The organism is uncultured Arthrobacter sp. (assembly GCF_947495145.1).
Classification (GTDB): Bacteria; Actinomycetota; Actinomycetes; order Actinomycetales; family Micrococcaceae; genus Arthrobacter_D.
The window spans coordinates 1-22,223 of sequence record NZ_CANLXP010000007.1 but is presented as its reverse complement, the minus strand read 5'-3'; the positions used below and the strand labels follow the sequence as shown (position 1 = coordinate 22,223).

The window sequence follows — 22,223 nt, the reverse complement described above, 5'->3', positions numbered from 1 at the left end:
CCGCGGTCTACTTGAGTCCCAGCACCCTGTCAGTCATTGACTGGATGTCATCGGCCAGCGACTCATTTTCGTTGAGCTTTGCGCCGTACCCGGGAATCATTTCCTTCAGTTTTGGTTCCCAGGCAGCAAGCTGACCGGGGAAGCACCGACGCATCAGCTCGATCATGATCGGGGCTGCTGTCGATGCTCCGGGGGATGCTCCCAGCAGGGCGCCTACAGTGCCGTCAGCCGAGGTTATGACCTCCGTGCCGAACTGGAGTACGCCGCCCTTCCCGGGAGCCTTCTTGATGACCTGTACACGCTGTCCGGCAGAGATCAGTTCCCACCGGTTACCGTCAGCTGACGGTACGAACTCATTGAGGTACTCGTTCTTTGCCTCACGCTTCTTGAGCACCTCGCTGATGAGGTACTTCGTGAGCGGAATGTTGTCCTTGCCCACAGCGAGCATGGGCAGGAGGTTCGACGGACGGATCGACGTCGGCAGGTCAAGCAGCGACCCGCGCTTGAGGAACTTGGTGGAGAAGCCGGCGTAGGGACCGAACAGCAGTGACCGCTCGCCGTTCACGAAGCGCGTGTCAAGGTGCGGCACGGACATCGGCGGCGCGCCTACCGACGCCTGTCCGTACACCTTGGCGTTGTGCTGGCCTACGGTGTTCGGGTTGGTGCAGCGCAGGAACTGCCCGGAGACCGGGAATCCGGCGAAGCCGCGACCCTCGGCGATGCCGCTCTTCTGCAGGAGATGCAGGGCTCCGCCACCGGCTCCGATGAACACGAAGCGGGTGTTCACGGTGTGCTCCTGGCCGGTTGCACGGTTCCGGACGGTGACGTCCCAGCGGTTCTGGGAGGTCTTGGAGAGGTTGGTGACGTCGTGTCCGTAGCGCAGGTCGACGTCGTTCTCGCCGAGATAGCTTGTAAGGCCGCGGGTCAGCGCACCGAAATCTACGTCTGTTCCGCCGGCAACCCGCGACGCGGCGACCTGCTGGCCGGGACCTCGGTCCTTCATGATGAGCGGAGCCCATTCCGCAATGGCGGAGTGGTCCGTTGCGAACTCGATCGACTTGAAGAGCGGCTGCGCGCGAAGGGCTTCATACCGGCGGCGGAGATACTCCACATTGCTCTCGCCCCAGACGAAACTCATATGCGGCACGGCGTTGATGAACGTGCCCGGGTTGCCGAGGTGGCCGTTCGAGACCATATGCGCCCAGAACTGCCGGGAAATCTGGAACTGCTCGTTGATGGCAATCGCCTTGGCCGGGTCAACTGAGCCGTCTTTGCCAGCAGGCGAGTAGTTCAGCTCGCAGAGCGCGGCGTGGCCGGTCCCCGCGTTGTTCCAGGGATCGGAACTTTCCAGCCCTGCACGGTCGAGACGCTCGAAAAGAGTAAGGCCCCAGTCCGGCTGCAGTTGCTTGAGGAACGCACCCAGGGTGGCGCTCATGATTCCGCCGCCAATAAGAACGACGTCAGTGTGGTTCGCGGGGTTTCCCGCCTGGCTCTCAGCAGTCACGATGGGTCTCCAATAGCAAGGGCGCTAGCCCTAGAAGCGTAGCCTCTGGGAAGGGCGTTCCCTAAATTGGAGGGCACGGCCGACGGCGTGATTTCTGTCCCAACCGGCTGCGTCTTCAGCTCGCGGTTGACGGTGCCGGCTGCTCAACATCAGCGAGGTCGATGCTGTTGAACACCTCATGCATCACCGGGCTCACGGGGTAGCTGAGTACACGCGGCGATACCACCGCAGCGGAGATCGGAAAGGCGAGTGGAACGGCAGGGATGTCGACGGCGATGCTCTCGCTGATGTCCTGATAAGCAGCCACGCGTTCCTCGCCGCCCGGCAGGGTGACAGCCCGGGCGATTTTGCTGAAGAGCTGGTTGTCCCGGTATGCGAACTCTTTGCTGTAGCTGCCGAACAGCGCTCCAACGAAATTGTCAGGGTCCTGGTAGCTCCCGCTCCAGCCGAGCAGGTGGAAGGCGCGGTTGTCCTCGTTCTGAACCGTCTCGAGGTAGCCCTCGGACCATTCAGTGGGAACAGGCTGGATGTTGAAGCCGGCGGCGGTGAGCTGTCGGCTCAGTTCGGCGTACACCTTCTCCGGCGAGGAAAGGTAAGGGCGTGAGACGTTCCGGGGATAGTGGAAGGGCAGGGGCTCGCCGTCGTACCCGGCCTCGTCAAGCAGTTCCGCTGAGAGCTCGGGGTTGTACTCATACTCGGTGATCTCTTCGTTGGTCACCCCGAGCTTGGGCGGTATGAACTGGTTCGCGGGGCTGGTGCCGGCCAGGAAGCGCCCTTCGATGAGCGATTCCTTGTCGATGGCGTGCGCCACTGCCTGCCGGAACAAGACATCGTCGACGCCGGGGAAGTCCTGATTCATTCCCAGGTACAGGACCGAGTAGGGATCGCGCTGGAGGATTTGCTGCCCCTCGCGGGCCAGCTCCGCCGCGTTGTCCACGGTGACGAAATCGTAGCCGTCTATTTCCTCGCTCAGCAGTGCGCGTAGCCGCGCAGCCGTGTGCGGGATGGTTCGGAAGGTAACAGTCTGAATCTCACCGGGTGCGCCCCAATACTCGTCGAAAGCGCTCACGGTGACTTCGCCCTCTGACCATTTCGTGAAGGTGAACGGACCCGTTCCCACCGGGCTCAGTGCGAATTCGGAAAGCTTCCTGCCGTCGCGTTCCACGGTCAGCTCATTGGCGTTGAGCTCCTGAAGCGCTTTCGGAGAAGCCATGCCAAAGGCAGGCAAGGCGAGGGCAGGGATGAAGGAGGCCAGGCGACCGGTGAGCCGGATGAGCACCTCATGCTCGCCGAGCGGCTGGCAGGAGTCGTAGACCGACTCTTCAGGAGAGTCCGAAAAAGCCTTGAAGACTGATTTGAATGCGATGGTTGCGTCAAGCTCGCGGGTTTCGGGAGGCATCGTGTACCAGCGCTCGAAATTTGCACAGACGGCTGCCGCGTTGAAGGGCTCGCCGTCATGGAAAACAACATCCTCGCGGAGTTCGAACGCGTAGGCGCGGCCTTCATCCCGTTCTTCCCAGGACGTGGCGAGGAGCGGTGCGGGCTCCGAGGTGAGGGGATCAATCCCGACAAGGCCCTCAAGTAGCTGCCGGGTGATCCGGTATGACTCCGTGTCCGCGACGAGTGCCGGATCAAGGCCGGAGGGGTCAGCAGCCGTACCAAAAGTGAAAGTACCGGTGGTGGTATCTCCAACCGGTGCCGACGGCTCCGCAGAGGGAGCTGCCGTCGTCGTCGTGGGTATTGGAGTGGCCGCGGTGCAAGCGGTGAGTCCAAGGACGAATACTGCCGCCAGCGCACGCAGAAACGGCGCCGACAGCGTACGACGGCGGTGCGTGGGGCTCGCTGGCATGGTCTCCTCGGGGCGCGCGTGCAGTAGGCACGGACTGCGAACGGAACTTTCAGTGTAGGTCACGAGGCTGGAGGGAAGCTGATTGCAACAGCAGAAAGAAGCACGCCCGCTCATGGGAAAGGCGGGTATCCGCACCGAAATGCAGATACCCGCCCTGTTCCCTTGATTCTGATTAGAGGAGTCGAATCAGGGAGTCTCTTACTCGGCCGGGGGCATCAGGACGGAGTCGATCATGTACACCGTTGCATTGGCGGTCTGGACGCCGCCGCAGATCACGGCTGCTCCCTCTTCACCGACAGTGATGGAGTCACCTTCTCCCTCAACCATAAGTTCAGCACCGTTGACGGTCGTGTGGGTGCCTGCAACCTCGTCGGGAGCCAGCTGGCCCTCAACTACGTGGTAGGTGAGGATGCCGCTAAGGAGGTCCGCATCCGTCTGCAGCATCTCCATCGTCTCGGCGTCAATTGCCTCGAAGGCCTCGTCAACCGGTGCGAAAACGGTGAACTCGCCGCCGTTCAGGGTGTCAACCAGGTCAACCTCAGGGTTGACGCCGCCGGAAACAGCGGCGGTCAGCTGAGTGAGCAGCGGGTTGTTCGAGGCAGCTTCTGCCACAGGGGCCTCGGCCATGCCCGCGACTGAGCCGTCGCCCTCGGGCACCTGCTCGGCGTAGCCTTCGCAGCCCGGGCCAACCAGGTTGGCGGCGGGATCCATGGCCTCGTCCGTCATTCCTTCGGTCATCTCGGGTGCGGAAGACTCAGTCGTGGTTGATTCGGTAGTCTCCGAGCCGCTCGTAGCTGCTTCCTCGCCTCCGCCACAGGCTGACAGGCCGAACATGGCTACAGCTGCGACACCGAGTACGGAGAGATTCCTGCGCTTGAGAAGTTCCATTTCATTTCTCCTTCATTCATTCCGACCCCACGGCAAACGCGATGGTCAATTACCGGACGAACACATCGTGTCGATGTCTCACGTTTAGTTCGGGTGAGCGATGAAGGTGGATGGGTGAGTGCGGAAAAAACTTGTCGACGGCAGGCCATGCCTGGGCAGGAAGCGGCATCGGTTAACGGAGTAGACCCCCCAGCCACTGGCTGAAGGGTCTACAGGCGCGGCGTTCAAAACGCCGTAGCCGGTGGTGCGCAAGGGGGGACTCGAACCCCCACGTCCGAAGACACTGGAACCTAAATCCAGCGCGTCTGCCAATTTCGCCACTCGCGCCCGGGCGTGCTGATCGGGCTAAGTCGCCCGACGCACGGTCCATTGTACTTGGTTCGTGCGGTGCACCTGCTTCGGCCGGCCCTGATGGCCGGTTACAGCCGGTTCACTCCTGAGCTCAGCTGATTCCCAGATCCCGGCGCAGTTTTGCGACGTGACCGGTAGCTCTCACGTTGTACTGGGCCAGGGCGACTTTGCCTGATCCATCGACAACCACAGTGGACCGGATAAGGCCCTCGTAGGTCTTGCCGTAATTCTTCTTCTCGCCCCAGGCGCCCCAAACTTCGGCCACCGCATGATCAGGATCGGAGAGCAGCGGAAAGGTGAGGGCTTCCTTCTCGCTGAAGGAGCGAAGCTGGGCTTCGGAGTCGGGGGAGACGCCAATGACCTTGTAGCCGTATGAGGCAAGCGAGGCGAGATTGTCCCGGAAATCGCACGCTTCTGTAGTGCAGCCGGGGGTCGCTGCCGCAGGGTAGAAATAGACCACGACGTTCTCACCCGCGAAATCGCCGAGCGAGACGGTAGAACCGTCCGCGGCGTTAAGCGTAAAGTCGGGTGCGCGGTCCCCAGCTTGGAGTCGTTCTGACATGTGAGCCTCTCTATTCGGTCTCAATTGTGCATCGGCGGTATAACTCTGCCGGGTTACGGCCCGAGCCGTAGCTATCATATGTGGGTGGATTTGAAGGTCCCCAAGCGAAGCTGCACGAGGCGGCATGGGGCGGAAGGAAGTTATTAGCTGATGCCGAATCTCGAGCAATGGCCAACAGGTCGACTACTGACGACGGCCGCTCGGTTGGTGGAGCATGCATGGAATGAGCGCCTCGTTTCCATTGGCGTCACCCATGCCGGCGTAATCGCTCTCGGAGTATTGGAATCCCAGGGCGCCATGACGCAGGCCAACCTGGCGCAGATGGTGCGTGTACAGGCGCAGACCATGGGTAAGACCCTGTCCCGCCTCGAAGCGCGCGGACACATAGCCCGCACCCGCAGCGACGTCGACCGGCGCAGCCACGCCGTGTCGATCACTGCGGCCGGAAGCCGTGCCCTCAGCGAGGCCCAGGACGTTGAACGGACGCTCATCGCCGGCGATGAGCTTGTATCCAGCGAGTTGAGAGCGCACCTTCAGTCCGTCATCCGGGATCTCGGTGCACCGCGCTGGAGCGCGGAAGCCGTACGGTTGCCGTCCACCGGGCGCCAGGACGGCGTTCTGGAGCCGGCGCTCAGCGAGGACTAGCCGGCCGGGCTGAACCTGGGCGCAATGCTGAACCTGCAGTCAAAAAATTCTCCCGTCCGGCGTTTGCCGGACGGGAGAATTTTTGGAAGTGCACCCCCCGGGACTCGAACCCGGAACCCATTGATTAAGAGTCAATTGCTCTGCCAGTTGAGCTAGAGGTGCCTGCGAAATCCGGTCCTACCGCGTTCCGCAACAGCACTAAACTCTACCAGCACCCGGAGGGAATGTTGAAATCGAGACCTGCGGTGTGAGCTATTGCATTCGCACCTGGAGGATTCGGGAGCCGCCGTCTTCGTTGGTCGCGATCAGGAGCCCGCCGTCCGTTCCAGCGATGGTGTCACGAAGCCGGCCGTGAGTGCCGTCGAGGAAGCTGGACGGTTCTTGCGGAGAACCGTCGGTCACTGGCACCCGCCAAAGCCGTTCGCCCCGCAAGCCGCCGATGTAGGCCACGTCATCCAGGATGGCCATGCCGCTGGGCGAGGACGTTGCAGTGGACGGCCATACCACCGATGCGTCAAGGAAGTCGCTGTCGCCCGGGGCTCCGGTGACGGCCGGCCATCCGTAGTTGCCGCCGGGAACGACCAGGTTCAACTCGTCATCGCGGTCGGGGCCGAACTCGCTGGCCCAGAGCCTGCCCGCCGAGTCCCAGGCCAGGCCCTGAACGTTGCGGTGGCCCAGCGAATATACGGATGAACCGAAGGGGTTATCCGGTGCAGGCTCGCCGTCAGCCCGAATCCGGAGGATCTTCCCGCCGAGGCTCGCGCGGTCCTGCGCGCTTTCCGCGTCGGAGGCATCTCCGGTGCCGATATACAGATACCCGTCCGGGCCGAACTTGATGCGTCCCCCGTTGTGGATGCTCGCCTTCGGAATTCCGGTGAGTACGTCCTGCGGCCTGTCGAGGCCGTCTTCGCTGTAGGCCATGCTGACAACACGGTTATCGGTAGGGCTCGTGTAATAGAGGTAAAGGCGCGGCTCATCCGGAAAATCGGGAGGGACGGCAACCCCCAGCAGCCCACCCTCGCCGCCGGCGGCTATGGCGTCCTCGACGACGCCAAGGACCTCAATCTCGCCGTCTACGATCCGCTTCACCTCAGCAGTTTCGCGCTCGGTGAGGATCAGGCTTCCATCGGGCAGCAGCGCCATTGCCCACGGCACGCCGAGGCCGCTGGCGAGTTCGGCTGTGACGATCGGGTCACCCAAAGCTGCCGGTCGTGCTGTCGACGGTGCCGGTGACGGCGACGCGTCCGGCGATCCGGACTCAGACTGGACAGCGGTAGGCGAGTTGATGATCGGGGTGGGCTCCGCTCCGCCGTCGCACGCTGTCATTCCGGCGATCAGGCAGAAGCCAGCGGTGATTCCAGCGCAGCGTCTTGCCACCGGGTTGGAAAAGCGCACCGCTGCTGCAGGTGCCATCCCGCTGTTCTGCTTTCCCTGCCGCGCGGCCCGCATGACAAGAACGTTACGACGACGGAATTCGGCTGTCCATACGAAGCCGCGCCTTCCGGTTGACCCGCCGTCGCGGGCCGCTTGATGCAGTCTCCAACTCCCGACGCGGAAGCCAGCGCTACGGTCCGGCTACGCTGATCGCATGACAGCTCCCATCATCCGTACCGTGACAGTGCCCGACCGCGACCTGCTGGAGGCGCTTGCGCCCCTTCCCGAAGGAATCAACGTCGCGGTGTGGGACTTCAAGAGCGCGCCGGTCGGCGCGAACCTGGAGGACGTGGATGCCGCAGTGCTGCCCTACATGTCCAGGGGAGATCTCAGCGACCAACTCCAGTCAGCTCCATCGCTCAAGCTGGTGCAGACGCAGTCAACCGGATACGAAGGCGTACCGGAGATGGCAGGAGACGGCGTCGCCGTGTGCAGCGCTGCCGGAGTGCATGCCGCGGCCACGGCTGAGATGGCAGTCGGACTGGCCATCGCATCGCTGCGGGGTATCGGTGTCGCCATGCTCAACCAGCGCGACGGCGTGTGGAAGCCGGCGCGTTTCCCCGGCCTCGCAGATCGAAAGGTGCTGCTGCTCGGTGTCGGCGGCATTGGAGAGGAAATCGCCAGGCGCCTGGACGCATTCGAAGTCGAACTGACAAGGGTTGGCAGCACCGCGCGTACCGACGATCGCGGGCGGGTGCACGGCAGTGAAGAACTGGTTGAACTCGCGGCACGCCACGACGTCCTCATCATCATCACCCCGCTGTCCGATTCCACGCGGGGACTTGTCGGCAGGAAGGTGTTGGCGGCGCTGCCCGACGGCGCCCTCGTGATCAATGTGGCGCGTGGGCCGGTGGTTGACTCGGACGCTCTCACAGCGGAGGTTGTGAGCGGGCGCCTGTATGCCGCCGTGGACGTCTTCGATCCTGAACCGATCCCCGCAGATCACCCGCTCTGGGCGGCGGAGAACGCGATCATCACTCCTCACAACGGCGGAAACACCGGTGCGTTCTGGCCCCGCATCGTGCGGCTGCTGCGGCGGCAGCTCGATGCGCTCGCCGCCGGGCGGGAGCCGGTCAACCTGGTGGTACCGGGTCCGTGGGAATCTGACCGCACCGCCGGCTGAGCTATGCCATTGCGATGAACGCCTGCATGAACAGGCCGAAGTCAGCGTAATCGTCCGCCTGCTCGAGCCGGAATTCTGTTTCCGGGGCCGGTGTGAAAGCGATTTCGGGCTGAACTCCGAAGCGGAACGTCCTGCCCGTATTCGTACCCACCTCATAGTCCCCGTCAGCCAACTGAACGGCGTGGGCGAGATTTGTCATGTTCAGCTCAACCGGAACACCGCCGCCTGTAAGGGTCTGTCCGTTGACGGGAGCCACCATGATTTCGGCGGGCTGCCAGCGGTATCCGATGACGTAGTATCTGGGTTTGCTGACCCGCACTCCGTCGGCGTCCCTGCCTTCGCGGCGCTCGTTGACAGCGAAGATGAGGTTATAGTCGCCGTAGTTCAGAATTTGGGAGTCGAAAATCCCCCGCAGAATGTTCTTCAGGGCGGCGCTTCCGGGCCCGTCATGCGGAGCGTGCGGCAACTGGGGGGTCATGTTTGGCCTGGGTAGGGGAATGCCCGCGGGACGGCTGGTCAGGGTGCGGCTGCCGTTGACCGGCCGCACGAGGTCCGCGCCGACCACCCTACCTGAAACATGCGCCGCGTTCCTTGGGATTTCGCCGCCGCGTAATCTCTCGTTGTGACGCGGGACACCGCCGCAAGTGCTGTAACAGGCGGGTCACACGCCCGGAGCAGTGCCGAAGCAGGCCTAGACTTTCACCCATGAGCGTGGATAGCGAAGCCAAAGCAGCACCAGATATCAAGCCGAGAAGCCGTGCAGTCACTGACGGTATGGAGCGGGCGCCTGCCCGCGGGATGCTGCGAGCGGTCGGCATGGGCGATGACGACTTCGTCAAGCCGCAGATCGGCGTCGCAAGCTCCTGGAACGAGATCACGCCCTGCAACCTTTCCCTGAACCGGTTGGCGCAGGGCAGCAAGGAAGGCGTTCACGCCGCCGGCGGCTTCCCGATGCAGTTCGGAACGATTTCGGTTTCCGACGGAATTTCCATGGGCCATGAAGGAATGCACTTCTCACTCGTGTCCCGCGAGGTCATCGCCGACTCCGTTGAGACGGTGATGGAAGCAGAGCGGATCGACGGCTCAGTTCTGCTGGCGGGCTGCGACAAATCCCTGCCGGGCATGCTCATGGCTGCTGCCCGCCTCAATCTGTCGAGCGTATTCCTTTACGCCGGATCCATCATGCCCGGCTGGGTGAAGCTGGAGGATGGAACCGAGAAGGAAGTCACTCTTATTGATGCCTTCGAAGCAGTTGGCGCGTGCGCAGCAGGGAAGATGTCGAGGGGCGACGTCGACCGGATTGAACGTGCAATCTGCCCCGGCGAAGGTGCCTGCGGCGGTATGTACACCGCAAACACCATGGCCTGCATCGGTGAGGCGCTCGGGATGAGCTTGCCCGGTTCGGCTGCGCCGCCGTCGGCTGACCGGCGTCGTGACGAGTTTGCCCGCAAGTCCGGCGAAGCCGTCGTCAATCTGCTGAGGCTCGGGATTACGGCCCGGGACATCATGACCAAGAAAGCGTTCGAGAACGCTATAGCGGTCACCATGGCATTCGGCGGTTCCACCAACGCGGTCCTGCACCTGCTTGCCATCGCACGCGAAGCGGAGGTGGATCTGACCCTTGATGACTTCAACCGCATCGGCGACCGGGTTCCGCACCTCGGAGACCTGAAGCCGTTCGGCCGCTACGTCATGACCGACGTGGACAAGATCGGCGGCGTACCTGTGATCATGCGTGCCCTTTTGGACGCCGGCCTGCTTCACGGCGATGTGCTCACCGTGACCGGCAAGACCCTCGCTGAGAACCTCGAGGCGATCAATCCGCCGGATGTGGACGGCAAGATCCTGCGTGCCCTGGACAACCCGATCCACAAGACCGGCGGCATCACCATCCTGCATGGCTCGATGGCTCCGGAAGGTGCGGTGGTGAAGAGCGCCGGCTTCGACGCCGAGGTGTTTGAAGGGACGGCCCGCGTCTTTGAACGCGAACAGGGGGCCTTGCAGGCTCTCGCGGCGGGCGAGGTGAAGGCCGGTGACGTCGTCGTCATCCGCTATGAGGGTCCCAAGGGCGGTCCGGGTATGCGCGAGATGCTGGCTATCACCGGCGCCATCAAGGGCGCTGGCCTCGGCAAGGACGTACTGCTGCTGACGGACGGCCGGTTCTCGGGAGGAACCACGGGTCTGTGTATCGGCCACGTAGCGCCGGAGGCGGTAGACGCCGGCCCGATCGCGTTCGTTAAGGACGGCGACCGCATTCGCGCCGACATCCCGAACAAGAGCTTTGACCTGCTGGTCGATCCTGAGGAGCTGGAGCGCCGGAAGATAGGTTGGGAGCCGCTTCCCGCGAGGTACACGAGGGGAGTGCTGGCGAAGTATGCAAAGCTCGTGCACTCAGCGTCCGAGGGTGCATACACCGGATAGTCCACACACGTTCGTAAGCCAGAACTGAAGACGACGACGGCGAGCATCCGCCTCCGTCGTCGTCTTCAGTTAGTGTCCAGTAACTGGAACACCTGTCCACATAGTGAGACGGTCGAGGGCTTTGTTGACACTCCTTGCGGGGGAGTGAAAACTACAGGTATGCAGCACGTATCCGTAGTCCTAGTTACCAAGCGCGTGGCCTAAAGCCCGACTGGTACTCCTACGTCACGCGCAAACCCCTCGCAGAGCCCACCAGGCTGAGGGGTTTTTTTGTTCCCACCGAACACAAAGGCGCAGCACATTTGCGCAGCGATCAGCTGTGCTGGATACAAAGGAAGTTCAAGGATGTCCAAGGGATCGCCCATCAGCCCAGCGCTGATGGCAGCCAAACAACCCGCTTCGGCGGCACCGGTCCAGCATGCGGGCAGGGACAGTGCGGCTACTGCCGCGCAGCCCGGCCCGGTCCTCGGGCCAAACCGCGCAGTGCCGCCAACCCAGATGAGTGGTTCCGAGGCGATTGTCCGTTCCCTCGAGGAACTCGGCGTCGATGACATTTTTGGCCTGCCGGGTGGAGCGATTCTTCCGACCTATGACCCGTTGATGGCGTCCAGCAAGCTCCGGCACATCCTCGTCCGCCACGAGCAGGGCGCCGGGCATGCGGCTCAGGGCTACGCCATGGTGACGGGACGGCCGGGAGTCTGTATTGCAACCTCCGGGCCAGGTGCCACCAACCTGGTCACTGCAATTGCTGATGCGCACATGGACTCGGTGCCGATGGTGGCCATCACCGGCCAGGTTTCCAGCGCCGTGATCGGATCCGACGCGTTCCAGGAAGCGGACATCGTCGGCATCACCATGCCGATCACCAAGCATTCCTACCTGGTAACCAAGTCGCAGGACATCCCCAGAATCCTTGCTGAGGCGTTCCATATTGCCTCGACGGGCCGGCCCGGACCGGTGCTTGTGGATATCGCGAAGGACGCCCAGGTCGGCTCGATGACCTTCTCCTGGCCGCCGAAAATCGACCTACCCGGGTATCGGACGGTCGTGCGCGGCCATTCCAAGCAGGTCCGCGAGGCAGCCCGGCTCATCATGGCATCCGAGCGTCCCGTGTTCTACGTCGGCGGCGGTGTGATCAAAGCGCATGCTGCCGCCGAGCTGCTTGAACTGGCTGAACTTCTCGGCGCGCCGGTCGTCACCACGCTCATGGCCCGCGGGGTGTTCCCCGACTCCCACCCGCAGCACGTGGGCATGCCGGGCATGCACGGTTCGGTTTCGGCCGTTACCGCACTGCAGCAGTCGGACCTGCTGATCACACTGGGTGCCCGCTTCGATGACAGGGTGACAGGCGTACTTTCAAGCTTTGCGCCAGGTGCCAAGGTCATCCACGCGGACATCGACCCGGCGGAGATCTCCAAGAACCGGACGGCTGACGTGCCGATCGTCGGTTCGGTGAAGGAGATCATTCCGGAATTCACGACGGCGCTGCGCGAGCAGTTCGCTGCTTCCGGCACCCCTGACTACAGCGCCTGGTGGACGGTCCTGAACCGCCTTCGCGAAAGTTACCCCATCGGGTTCACCCAGCCGGAGGACGGCCTGTCCGCTCCGCAGCACGTCATCCAGCGCATTGGAGAACTCACCGGACCCGAAGGCGTTTACGCTGCCGGCGTCGGGCAGCACCAGATGTGGGCAGCCCAGTTCATCAAGTACGAGCGCCCGCACGCCTGGCTGAACTCCGGCGGCCTGGGAACCATGGGCTACGCGGTCCCGGCCGCGATGGGCGCGAAGGTCGGTAATCCTGACCGCGTTGTCTGGGCAATCGACGGGGACGGCTGTTTCCAGATGACCAACCAGGAGCTTGCTACCTGCGTCATCAATAACATCCCCATCAAGGTTGCCGTCATCAACAATTCGTCGCTCGGCATGGTGCGGCAGTGGCAGACCCTCTTCTACGAGGGCCGCTATTCGAACACCGACCTCAACACAGGGCACAACACCGTCCGGGTTCCGGACTTCGTGAAGCTGGCCGACGCCTACGGCTGCGCCGGACTGCGCTGCGAGCGGGACGAAGACATCGATGCCACCATCGCCCAGGCGCTGGAGATCAACGACCGCCCCGTCGTCGTCGACTTCGTTGTCAGCCGGGATTCAATGGTCTGGCCGATGGTCCCCACGGGCGTCAGCAACGACCTCATCCAGATTGCCCGCAACATGACCCCGGACTGGGAGCAGGAGGACTAACAATGGCCCGTCATACCCTTTCCGTTCTGGTTGAGGACGTTCCCGGCGTCCTGACACGCGTCGCAAGTCTGTTTGCGCGCCGTGCCTTCAATATCAACTCACTGGCGGTCGGCCCCACCGAGGTAGCCGGAATGTCCCGGATCACCGTCGTGGTCGAGGCCGAGGGTGACCTGCTGGAGCAGGTCACCAAACAACTGAACAAGCTCATCAACGTCATCAAGATCGTCGAGCTTGTTCCCGAATCTTCCGTGCAACGCGACCACATCCTGGTCAAGGTCCGTGCGGATGCCGCAACACGGCTGCAGGTAACCCAGGCAGCAGATCTGTTCCGCGCTTCAGTAGTTGACGTGTCCACCGACTCGCTGATCATCGAAGCCACCGGCACCGCCGAAAAGCTCACAGCGCTCTTGTCTGTGCTGGAGCCGTTCGGCATCCGCGAAATAGTGCAGTCCGGGACGCTGGCGATCAGCCGCGGCGCCAAGTCAATGAGTGACCGCGCGCTGAGAAGCGCGTAACCCGGCAGCTCTCAAGCCTGATCCGAAATTCAGTACCCAGAACCACGCTTGTCCACGGCAGGTGGACAGCAGAATCCACATCACAGGAGAAACACAAGTGACTGAGTTGTTTTACGACGACGATGCAGACCTTTCGATCATCCAGGGCCGCACCGTGGCTGTTATCGGGTACGGCAGCCAGGGCCACGCTCACGCGCTGAGCCTGCGGGACTCCGGCGTCGACGTTCGCGTCGGCCTGAAGGAGGGCTCGAAGTCCCGCGCCAAGGCCGAGGGTGAGGGCCTGCGCATTCTCAACGTCGCCGATGCCGTCGCCGAAGCGGACCTCATCATGGTCCTGACGCCTGATCAGGTCCAGCGCCACGTCTACGCCGAGGACATCGCTCCCAACCTGCAGTCAGGCGATGCCCTGTTCTTCGGCCACGGATTCAACATCCGCTACGGTTACATCCAGCCGCCGGCCGACGTCGACGTTGCCCTCGTTGCGCCCAAGGGGCCCGGTCACATCGTCCGCCGGGAGTTCGAAGCCGGCCGTGGTGTTCCCGACCTGATTGCCGTAGAGCAGAACCCATCCGGCAAGGCGCGCGAACTGGCGCTGTCCTACGCGAAGGCCATCGGCGGCACCCGCGCCGGTGTCATCGAGACCACCTTCACCGAAGAGACGGAAACGGACCTGTTCGGCGAGCAGGCTGTGTTGTGCGGCGGCGCCTCGCAGCTTATCCAGTACGGTTTCGAGACGCTCACCGAGGCGGGCTACAAGCCCGAGGTCGCGTACTTTGAGGTGCTGCACGAACTGAAGCTCATCGTTGACCTGATGGTCGAGGGCGGCATCGCGAAGCAGCGCTGGAGCGTCTCGGACACCGCGGAGTATGGCGACTACGTGTCCGGTCCACGCGTCATCGACCCTTCGGTGAAGGAGAACATGAAGGAGGTCCTCGCGGACATCCAGAACGGCGCCTTCGCCAAGCGCTTCATCGACGACCAGGACGCCGGTGCTCCCGAGTTCGAGAAGCTGCGCAAGCAGGGCGAGGATCACCCGATCGAGGCAACGGGTCGTGAACTGCGCAAGCTGTTCTCGTGGATCAAAACCAGCGATGACTACACCGAAGGTTCAGTTGCCCGCTGACCAGCGGCGCTGAAGTATCGTTCACGCAACGGCCGGGCCGGCGGAGTTCTTCGCCGGTCCGGCCGTCGCTGTATGTGGCTCTTCTCTCATCTGCCCTCCATGACGGGTAACAAAGTTGGGCGGCCGGTACAGCAAACTACACTTAACGAAACCTCCGAAGATGCTCTTAGAACACTTCTGCCCAACGCACTGCGAAGGATCTCCCCGTGGAAAAACCAGTAGTTCTCCTTGCTGAAGAACTCTCGCCGGCTACCGTGGACGCGCTCGGCCCGGATTTCGAGATCCGCCAGACCGACGGGGCCGACCGGTCCAAGCTGCTCTCGGCTATCGCGGAGGTGGACGCGATCCTGGTGCGTTCGGCAACCCAGGTGGACGCAGAGGCGATCGCCGCCGCACCCAGGCTGAAAGTCATCGCCCGCGCCGGCGTCGGCCTCGACAACGTTGACATCAAAGCGGCCACGCAGGCCGGTGTCATGGTGGTCAACGCACCGACCTCCAACATCATTTCGGCGGCTGAACTGACCGTCGGCCATATCCTCAGCCTCGCCAGGCACATCCCGCAGGCCAGCGGCGCCCTGAAGGGCGGCGAGTGGAAGCGGTCAAAGTACTCGGGCATCGAACTGTATGAAAAGAAGATCGGCATCATCGGCCTCGGCCGCATCGGCGCTCTCGTCGCAGCCCGGCTGCAGGGTTTCGGCACCGAGATCCTTGCCTATGATCCCTACGTCACCTCAGCGCGGGCCGCCCAGCTCGGAGTCCAGCTTGTGCCGCTCGATGAGTTGCTCGCCGAGGCTGACTTCGTCACCATTCACATGCCCAAGACCCCGGAGACGGTCGGCATGCTCGGAGCAGCCGCTTTCCAGAAGATGAAGAACAGCGCCTATGTGGTCAACGTGGCCCGGGGTGGCCTCGTCGACGAAGAGGCGCTCTACACCGCGCTCAAGGAAGGCCAGATCGCCGGTGCCGGTGTCGACGTGTTCGTCAAGGAACCGAGCACCGACCTTCCGTTCTTCGAACTGGACAACGTTGTGGTTACCCCGCACCTTGGCGCCTCCACCGCCGAGGCGCAGGAGAAGGCCGGCATCTCGGTTGCCAAGTCAGTGCGCCTTGCCCTTGCCGGTGAGCTCGTGCCCGACGCCGTCAACGTTGCAGGCGGTGTCATCGCGCCGGAGGTGCGTCCCGGCATCCCGCTGATTGAGAAGCTTGGCCGTATCTTCACAGCCCTCACCCACGATTCGCTCACCCAGATCGAGGTGGAGGTAGCTGGAGAGATTGCGTCTCTCGACGTGAAGGCGCTGGAACTGGCAGCGCTGAAGGGCGTGTTCACCGACGTCGTCTCCGAGCAGGTCTCCTACGTCAACGCACCGGTTCTCGCTGAGCAGCGTGGCATCAACACCCGTCTGGTGACAACTGATTCCTCGGAGGAGTACCGCAACGTTCTGACCATCCGCGGTGCGCTTTCTGATGGCTCCCAGATCTCAGTGGCCGGCACGCTGACCGGACCCAAGCAGATTCAGAAGCTGGTCGGTGTCAACGGTTACGATCTCGAAATCCCTATCAGTGAACACCTGCTGGTCATCCTGTACCAGGACCGGCCGGGTGTCATCGGAACCCTCGGCCAGGTGTTGGGGGAGCGCGGTATCAACATCGCAGGCATGCAGGTAGCCCGCAGCAAGGAGGGCGGCCAGGCCCTATCCCTGCTCACGGTTGACAGCTCTGTTCCGCAGGACGTCCTGGAAAGCCTGAAGGAAGCAATCGGCGCCACCGTAGCGCGTGAGGTGGACCTGCAGGACTAGTTCCCAACAAGGCGGCAGCCACGCCTTCCTCGCGTGGTTGCCGCCATCTTTGCGGGTTGCTGCTAATTCGACGGCCAGATCACTGTCGCCTCGATGCTGTCGATGGGGATGGCACCGAAATCCCTCGAGTCGATTGACCGTCCGCGATTATCGCCGAGCACAAAAACATGGCCCTCCGGCACTGTGACCGGCCCGAAGTAGGTTCCGTCGATGCGGCTATGGTCAACGAACGGCTCCGGGATCTCGCGTCCGTCCACATAGAGCAGCGCGTCCTTGAATGCAACCGTTTGCCCACCCCCGGCGACGATCCGTTTCAGGGTCGCAGCCCCGTCAACGGGGTTCCGAAAAGAGACGAGCGCTCCCGGCTCAGCACTGCTGTGTTTCAGGAGCACCACTGTGCTGCCTTCGGCAATGGTCGGCTCCATGCTGTCGGAGGCAACAGTGAGGGGCTCCACCAGCCAGATTCGGACGGCAAGAACTGCCAGAGCGGCACACAGGATCAGCGCGATGGTCGACCTGCGGACCGGGACGGCCTGTCGCTGTTCAGCCACAATCCGGTGCTGCGGCGCGCTCATCGACCATCTCCTGGGCTCGTTTTTTCGAGCATGCGCTGTTGTGCTTGGGGAAACCCTGAACCGGCCCACAAGGTAATCACAACGCTCCTGAAACATCCTTGACAATGACCAGCGGGGGCACGCTGGCTTCATTTTTCTAGGAGGGGCAATGCGCGGGAAACTGCGGCTACGAACCAGGAGAAGCACACCACCTGAGAACCGGAACCGGCGGATACGCCGAACCACAGCCAGTCTGACGTCCCTTGTGATGCTCGCCGGGCTTACCCTTCCGCTGGCGGCTTCGCCGGCTCAGGCGGTGCCGGTGGGGCAAGGCTTCCGGGTCACGGCGTCGGACCTGTCATTCATCCTCAAGCAGATAAAAATAGCCGAGGCGCATGTAGCCAACACCACTTCCGAAACCGGCCCGTGCGGCGCGCTGCTTGGACCCGGACCGAATCAGGTTCCGGGTCCGCTGGTGTCCTACGGGTTGCGGACTGTCGACGGTTCCTGCAACAACCTGCAGCCGGAGCGGGAGGGTTTCGGTGCGTCCAACCAGACCTTCCCCCGACTGGCTCCGCCGGAATTCCATGCGGCGGAGGACGGTGCAATAATCCGGGAGCCCGGGCAGACCACGTACGACAGCACCGGAAACGTCGTCGACTCCCAGCCCCGAATGATCAGCAATCTCATCGTTGACCAGACCTCAACCAACCCTGCCGCGGTGGCCGCGGCCAAGTATCCGGTTCGCACCCAGGGGAATGAGGGAGTAACGCCCTGCGATGAAGCAGGCCTCCCGAAAGGGTGCGTACCGGCAGGGGAGACACTCTTCATCCCCAACGTAACCACCGACGTCGGGCTGTCACCGCCGTACAACTCTCTCTTCACGCTTTTCGGGCAGTTCTTCGATCACGGGCTCGACCTGATCAACAAGTCGGGCAGCTCGGTCTTCATCCCGCTGCAGCCGGACGACCCGCTGATTGCGGGCGCGGATGGCGAGCCAGGCACCGCTGACGACCTGCCGCCGCGCATGCGGTTCATGGTTCTGACCCGGGCAACCAACCAGCCCGGCGCGGACGGCAAGCTGGGCACCGCCGACGATGTACGCGAGGCCACCAACCGGACGAACCCGTATGTTGACCAGTCACAGACCTATGGCTCCGACCCGTCCCATCACGTTTTCCTCCGCGAGTACTCGACCAACACCGCAGGCCGGCCCGTGTCCACGGGAATGCTGCTGGAGTCAGCCGACGGCGGCATGGCAACCTGGGCAACGCTGAAACAGCAGGCGGCAGCCAGGCTGGGCCTGAAGCTCGTCGATTCAGACGTTCTAAGTGTACCGATGCTTGCCGTCGACCCATATGGCAAGTTTGTTCCGGGCCCCGCCCGCGGCCTTCCGCAGTACGTCACACCTGACGGCCTCGTCGAAGGAAATGTCGCCGATCCGGTGGCCGTGCCGGCTGATGCTTTACGGGTCAACGAATCCTTCCTCGACGACATTGCCCATAACGCCGTCCCGAAGCCGGGATTCACCGCCGACGCGGACACAATTATCACTCCTCCCGGTGCGCCCGGAACCACCTACGACGACGAGATGCTGAACGCACACTTCGTCGCCGGCGACGGGCGGGTGAATGAAAACGTCGGCCTGACCATGATTCATCAGGTCTTCCATTCCGAGCACAACCGGCTCGTGGACGACATCAAGCAGACCCTGACAGCCGACACCTCCGCACGCGGAGTCGCCGCTCTTGCCGAGTGGAAGAGCGCATCGGGTGCCGGCGGCTGGAACGGTGAACGGATTTTCCAGGCTGCCCGTTTCGTCGCCGAGATGGAGTACCAGCACCTGGCCTTCGAAGAGTTCGCCCGGAAGGTGCAGCCGCTCATCGAGCCCTTCTCCACCTATAACGACGACGTAAACCCGGCTATCACCGCCGAGTTTGCACATGCGGTTTATCGGTTCGGCCACTCGATGCTGACTGACACGGTGTCCAGGACCAACGTCGATGGGTCCACCAATGACGTGCCCCTGTTCGAGGCGTTCCTGAATCCACCCGAATACTTTAACGGTGGCTCCGCAGGCACGCTCAATTCCCGCGAAGCGGCCGGCGCAATCGCCATGGGGATGTCCGAGCAGGTCGGTAACGAGCTCGACGAGTTCACCACTGACACCCTTCGGAACAATCTGTTGGGGCTACCGCTGGACCTTGCGGCAATCAACATGGCGCGGGCAAGGGAAACAGGCATCCCGTCGCTGAACAATCTGCGCAAGCACCTGTATGCGGAAACGAACGACGGGCAGTTGAAGCCGTACACCAACTGGATCGATTTCGGGCTGAATCTCAAGCACCAGGAATCCTTGGTGAACTTTGTGGCGGCATATGGCCAACACCCCGCCGTCACGAAGGCCACAACGGTGGCTGAGAAGCGCGCGGCGGCGAAGCTGCTGGTGGATCCGCCCATTGACGCTCCCGAAGGTGCTATTCCGGCGGATGCACAGGCGTTCATGGGATCGACGGGCGCATGGGCCAATGAAGAAGGTGCTTCCACTACCGGCGTGGATACCGTGGACCTGTGGGTCGGTGGCCTGGCGGAACGCACCAACCTCTTCGGCGGGCTCCTCGGCTCCACCTTCAACTTTGTTTTCGAGCAGCAGATGACAGACCTGCAGAACGGTGACCGGTTCTATTACCTGGCGCGGACTCCCGGTATGAATCTGCTGTCGCAGCTCGAAGGAAACTCCTTCGCCGAGATGATCATGCGTAACACCACGGCCAGGGCACTGAAGGCCGATGTGTTCGCGACCTCGGATTGCAAGTTCGAACTCGGCAGGCTGCAGTTCAGCGGTACCACAGTCCTCGATGACCCGCTGTCTGAATGCGACGAGGAGGCACTGTTGATCCGCATGCCGGACGGCACCATCCGCTACCGCACCACAAACTCCGTGGACCCCGCCGGCATCAACGGCCAGAGCGTCTACAACGGCACCGCCGAAGGGGACCGCGTCTGGGGCGGAGTGGACAATGACACATTCCTCGGCAACGAGGGCGACGACGTCATCGAAGGCAACGACGGCGCCGATACCGTCCTCGGCGGCGAAGGTGATGACATCATTACTGACTCTGCCGGTGATGATGTGCTCAAGGGCGGCCCGGGGAACGATGCGATCGACGGTGGCCACGGTTTGGACCTGATTCTGGGGGGAGACGGCAAGGACTTCGTCAACGGCGGCGCCAACACCAACGAAGTATTCGGTGGTGAGGGCGACGACTTCATTATCGCCGGCGACGGCAACGACATGGCCCGGGGCGACGGCGGGGACGATTGGCTGCAGGGCGGCGATGGAGCCGACCTCCTGATGGGAGACAGCGGGGCGCCGTTCTTCGATGATCCCAACACGCCCGGACACGATGTCCTGCTCGGCGGCAACGGCGACGATGACTATGATGCAGAAGGCGGCGACGACATCATGCTCGCTGACGCCGGAATCGAGCGCAATGCCGGAGCAGCCGGCTTCGACTGGTCCAGTCATCAGCTCGACCCGCTCGCAGCGGACGCGGATCTAACACTGAACCTGTTGGGCGTGCCGCTGCCCGCCGCGGTCCTTCGAGACCGCTACTCGGAAGTTGAGGCGCTGTCGGGCGCGAACCAGGACGATGTCCTGCGCGGCGACGACGTCATTCCGCGGCTCGTTGAGGGCGAAGGGTTTTCCGGCAAGAACTGGCTGGACGCGGAGGGTGCCGCCCGAATCGCAGGGCTTAAGGAGCTGCTGCCTGCTGGAGCGACGGATAACGGCAAGGTCTGGGGAGAAGGGAACATCCTCCTCGGCGGCGGCGGCAGCGACACCCTGGAGGGCCGGGGCGGTGACGATATCCTCGACGGCGACAAGCAGCTCGAAGTTCGCCTGAGCGTTCGCACGGATCCCTCAGACCCCGCCACCGAGATCGGCAGCGCCGCCAGTATGGAGAAGCCGTACCTCGACGGAAGCGCAAGGACTCTGCAGGCAGCGGTCTTCGCGGGGGACGTGAATCCGTCGAACATTGTCATCGAACGCGAGATCGTTGACGGCGGCTCCGGCAGCGACGTCGACGTGGCTGTCTTCACGGACTTCGAAATCAACTACAAGGTCACGACGGTCCCCGCCGGCGCCACGATCGGCTCACCGGGCAGCATCACAACGGTTGAACACCTGGGACGGCCCGAACCGGACGACGATCCTGCCGCCGGTGAGGAAGACGGAGCAGCCCAGGGCGACGGCGTGGACACCCTGCGCAACGTCGAGCAGTTGCTCTTCGCGGACTCGCAGCCCCCTGCCAAGCCCACCGCGCCGGCCGCTACCGCAAGCAACGGCACAGCGACGATCACCTGGACCGCACCGGCCAATTCGGCAGTGAGCGGATACCGGGTGAAGGTACTCGACTCAGCCAACGCACAGGTCGGCGTCCTGCGCACGACCGACGCGCGGACCACGTCGCTCACCATCGAAGGCCTGACCAACGGCAGCAGCTACCGGTTCCAGGTGCAGGCGTTCAACCGGGCGGGAGAGAGTGCGTTCTCGGACGCTTCCGCAGCAGTGACCCCGAAAGCGGTCGTACCGGGGCAGCCGACGGTGGGTGATCCCACCGGTGGGGCCGGCTCAGCGACCGTGAGCTGGGCCCCGGCGTCGACCGGCGGCTCGCCGATCACCGCGTATAAGGTCAAGGTTATCGACATGACCGGAGCGCAGGTCGGGACAATCCGGGAGGTTCCTGGCACCGAGCTCACCCTGACGCTGAAGGGCCTGCCGGCGAATATCCTGTTGCGCTTCCAGGTAGCCGCGGTGAATACGGTAGGCATCGGGGCATATTCGTTAGCGTCAACTCCACTGGCGCCAACGCCGTCTCCTTTCACTGACGTTCCTCAGAACAACCAGTTCTTCACAGAGATCACGTGGCTTGCGGCCGAAGGGATTTCCACCGGCTACGACGACAAGACGTTCCGGCCGCTCCAGCCGGTGAACCGTGATGCGATGGCGGCGTTCATGTACCGGTTCGCCGGTGAACCTGAATTTGCGCCGCCGGCGGTCTCGCCCTTCAGGGACGTCACCCCGACGACCAAGTTCTACAAGGAGATCACCTGGCTTGCCTCGGAAGGGATTTCGACGGGCTACGACGACAAGACGTTCCGGCCGCTCCAGCCGGTGAACCGTGATGCGATGGCGGCGTTCATGTACCGGTTCGC

At 63.1% G+C, this 22,223-nt stretch carries 15 protein-coding genes and 2 tRNA genes; 8 read left to right on the top strand and 9 right to left on the bottom strand.

The annotated features are described in order from the left end of the window. Positions 1–7: 7 nt before the first annotated feature. From Q0877_RS06855 to bcp, 5 genes are all read right to left on the bottom strand, one after another. Positions 8–1,504, bottom strand: a complete 1,497-nt coding sequence (locus Q0877_RS06855; protein ID WP_299166642.1) for a malate:quinone oxidoreductase — start codon at positions 1,502–1,504, stop codon at positions 8–10. A 115-nt stretch (positions 1,505–1,619) separates the two neighbouring features. Next, positions 1,620–3,353, bottom strand: coding sequence for an ABC transporter substrate-binding protein (locus Q0877_RS06850; RefSeq protein ID WP_299166641.1), 1,734 nt, complete (start codon positions 3,351–3,353; stop codon positions 1,620–1,622). A gap of 198 nt (positions 3,354–3,551) precedes the next feature. Continuing rightward, positions 3,552–4,241, bottom strand: coding sequence for a fasciclin domain-containing protein (locus Q0877_RS06845; protein WP_299166640.1), 690 nt, complete (start codon positions 4,239–4,241; stop codon positions 3,552–3,554). 242 nt (positions 4,242–4,483) lie between these two features. Then, positions 4,484–4,568: transfer RNA gene (locus tag Q0877_RS06840), tRNA-Leu, on the bottom strand. Positions 4,569–4,683: 115 nt separating this feature from the next. Continuing rightward, positions 4,684–5,154, bottom strand: coding sequence for a thioredoxin-dependent thiol peroxidase (gene bcp / locus Q0877_RS06835; protein ID WP_299166639.1), 471 nt, complete (start codon positions 5,152–5,154; stop codon positions 4,684–4,686). Positions 5,155–5,304: 150 nt separating this feature from the next. Between bcp and Q0877_RS06830 the strand changes: the two genes are divergently transcribed. Beyond that, on the top strand, positions 5,305–5,799 hold the full coding sequence (locus Q0877_RS06830) for a MarR family winged helix-turn-helix transcriptional regulator (protein WP_299166638.1): 495 nt from the start codon (positions 5,305–5,307) through the stop codon (positions 5,797–5,799). 89 nt (positions 5,800–5,888) lie between these two features. On the opposite strand, the gene Q0877_RS06825 is transcribed toward Q0877_RS06830, so the two are convergent. Then, a tRNA-Lys gene (locus Q0877_RS06825) sits at positions 5,889–5,961 on the bottom strand. A 90-nt stretch (positions 5,962–6,051) separates the two neighbouring features. Continuing rightward, positions 6,052–7,248: a sorbosone dehydrogenase family protein gene (locus tag Q0877_RS06820; protein WP_299166637.1), complete on the bottom strand. Its 1,197-nt coding sequence runs from the start codon at positions 7,246–7,248 to the stop codon at positions 6,052–6,054. Positions 7,249–7,387: 139 nt separating this feature from the next. Between Q0877_RS06820 and Q0877_RS06815 the strand changes: the two genes are divergently transcribed. Next, on the top strand, positions 7,388–8,356 hold the full coding sequence (locus Q0877_RS06815; RefSeq protein WP_299166636.1) for a 2-hydroxyacid dehydrogenase: 969 nt from the start codon (positions 7,388–7,390) through the stop codon (positions 8,354–8,356). A 1-nt stretch (position 8,357) separates the two neighbouring features. On the opposite strand, the gene Q0877_RS06810 is transcribed toward Q0877_RS06815, so the two are convergent. Continuing rightward, on the bottom strand, positions 8,358–8,834 hold the full coding sequence (locus tag Q0877_RS06810) for a hypothetical protein (RefSeq protein WP_299166634.1): 477 nt from the start codon (positions 8,832–8,834) through the stop codon (positions 8,358–8,360). Positions 8,835–9,061: 227 nt separating this feature from the next. Here Q0877_RS06810 and ilvD point away from each other — a divergent pair, with 227 nt between their 5' ends. The 5 genes from ilvD (at position 9,062) to serA (ending at position 16,452) form a co-directional block, all read left to right on the top strand. Next, the gene (ilvD, locus tag Q0877_RS06805; protein WP_299166633.1) at positions 9,062–10,777 is read left to right on the top strand and encodes a dihydroxy-acid dehydratase; all 1,716 of its coding nucleotides are present in this window, start codon (positions 9,062–9,064) and stop codon (positions 10,775–10,777) included. A 345-nt stretch (positions 10,778–11,122) separates the two neighbouring features. Continuing rightward, positions 11,123–13,018, top strand: a complete 1,896-nt coding sequence (locus Q0877_RS06800; RefSeq protein WP_299166632.1) for an acetolactate synthase large subunit — start codon at positions 11,123–11,125, stop codon at positions 13,016–13,018. 2 nt (positions 13,019–13,020) lie between these two features. Next, on the top strand, positions 13,021–13,533 hold the full coding sequence (ilvN, locus tag Q0877_RS06795) for an acetolactate synthase small subunit (protein WP_299166631.1): 513 nt from the start codon (positions 13,021–13,023) through the stop codon (positions 13,531–13,533). Between the two features lie 97 nt (positions 13,534–13,630). Continuing rightward, positions 13,631–14,656 carry a ketol-acid reductoisomerase gene (ilvC, locus tag Q0877_RS06790; protein WP_299166630.1) on the top strand — a complete coding sequence of 342 codons (1,026 nt, stop codon included), beginning with the start codon at positions 13,631–13,633 and terminating at the stop codon, positions 14,654–14,656. Between the two features lie 206 nt (positions 14,657–14,862). Then, entirely contained in the window at positions 14,863–16,452 is a 1,590-nt protein-coding gene (serA, locus tag Q0877_RS06785; protein WP_299166629.1) for a phosphoglycerate dehydrogenase, read from the top strand. A 62-nt stretch (positions 16,453–16,514) separates the two neighbouring features. On the opposite strand, the gene lepB is transcribed toward serA, so the two are convergent. Further along, positions 16,515–17,027: a signal peptidase I gene (gene lepB / locus Q0877_RS06780; RefSeq protein ID WP_299166628.1), complete on the bottom strand. Its 513-nt coding sequence runs from the start codon at positions 17,025–17,027 to the stop codon at positions 16,515–16,517. A gap of 148 nt (positions 17,028–17,175) precedes the next feature. Here lepB and Q0877_RS06775 point away from each other — a divergent pair. Then, positions 17,176–22,223, top strand: a 5,048-nt coding sequence (locus Q0877_RS06775) for a peroxidase family protein (protein ID WP_299166627.1), incomplete at its 3' end; no start/stop codon positions are given.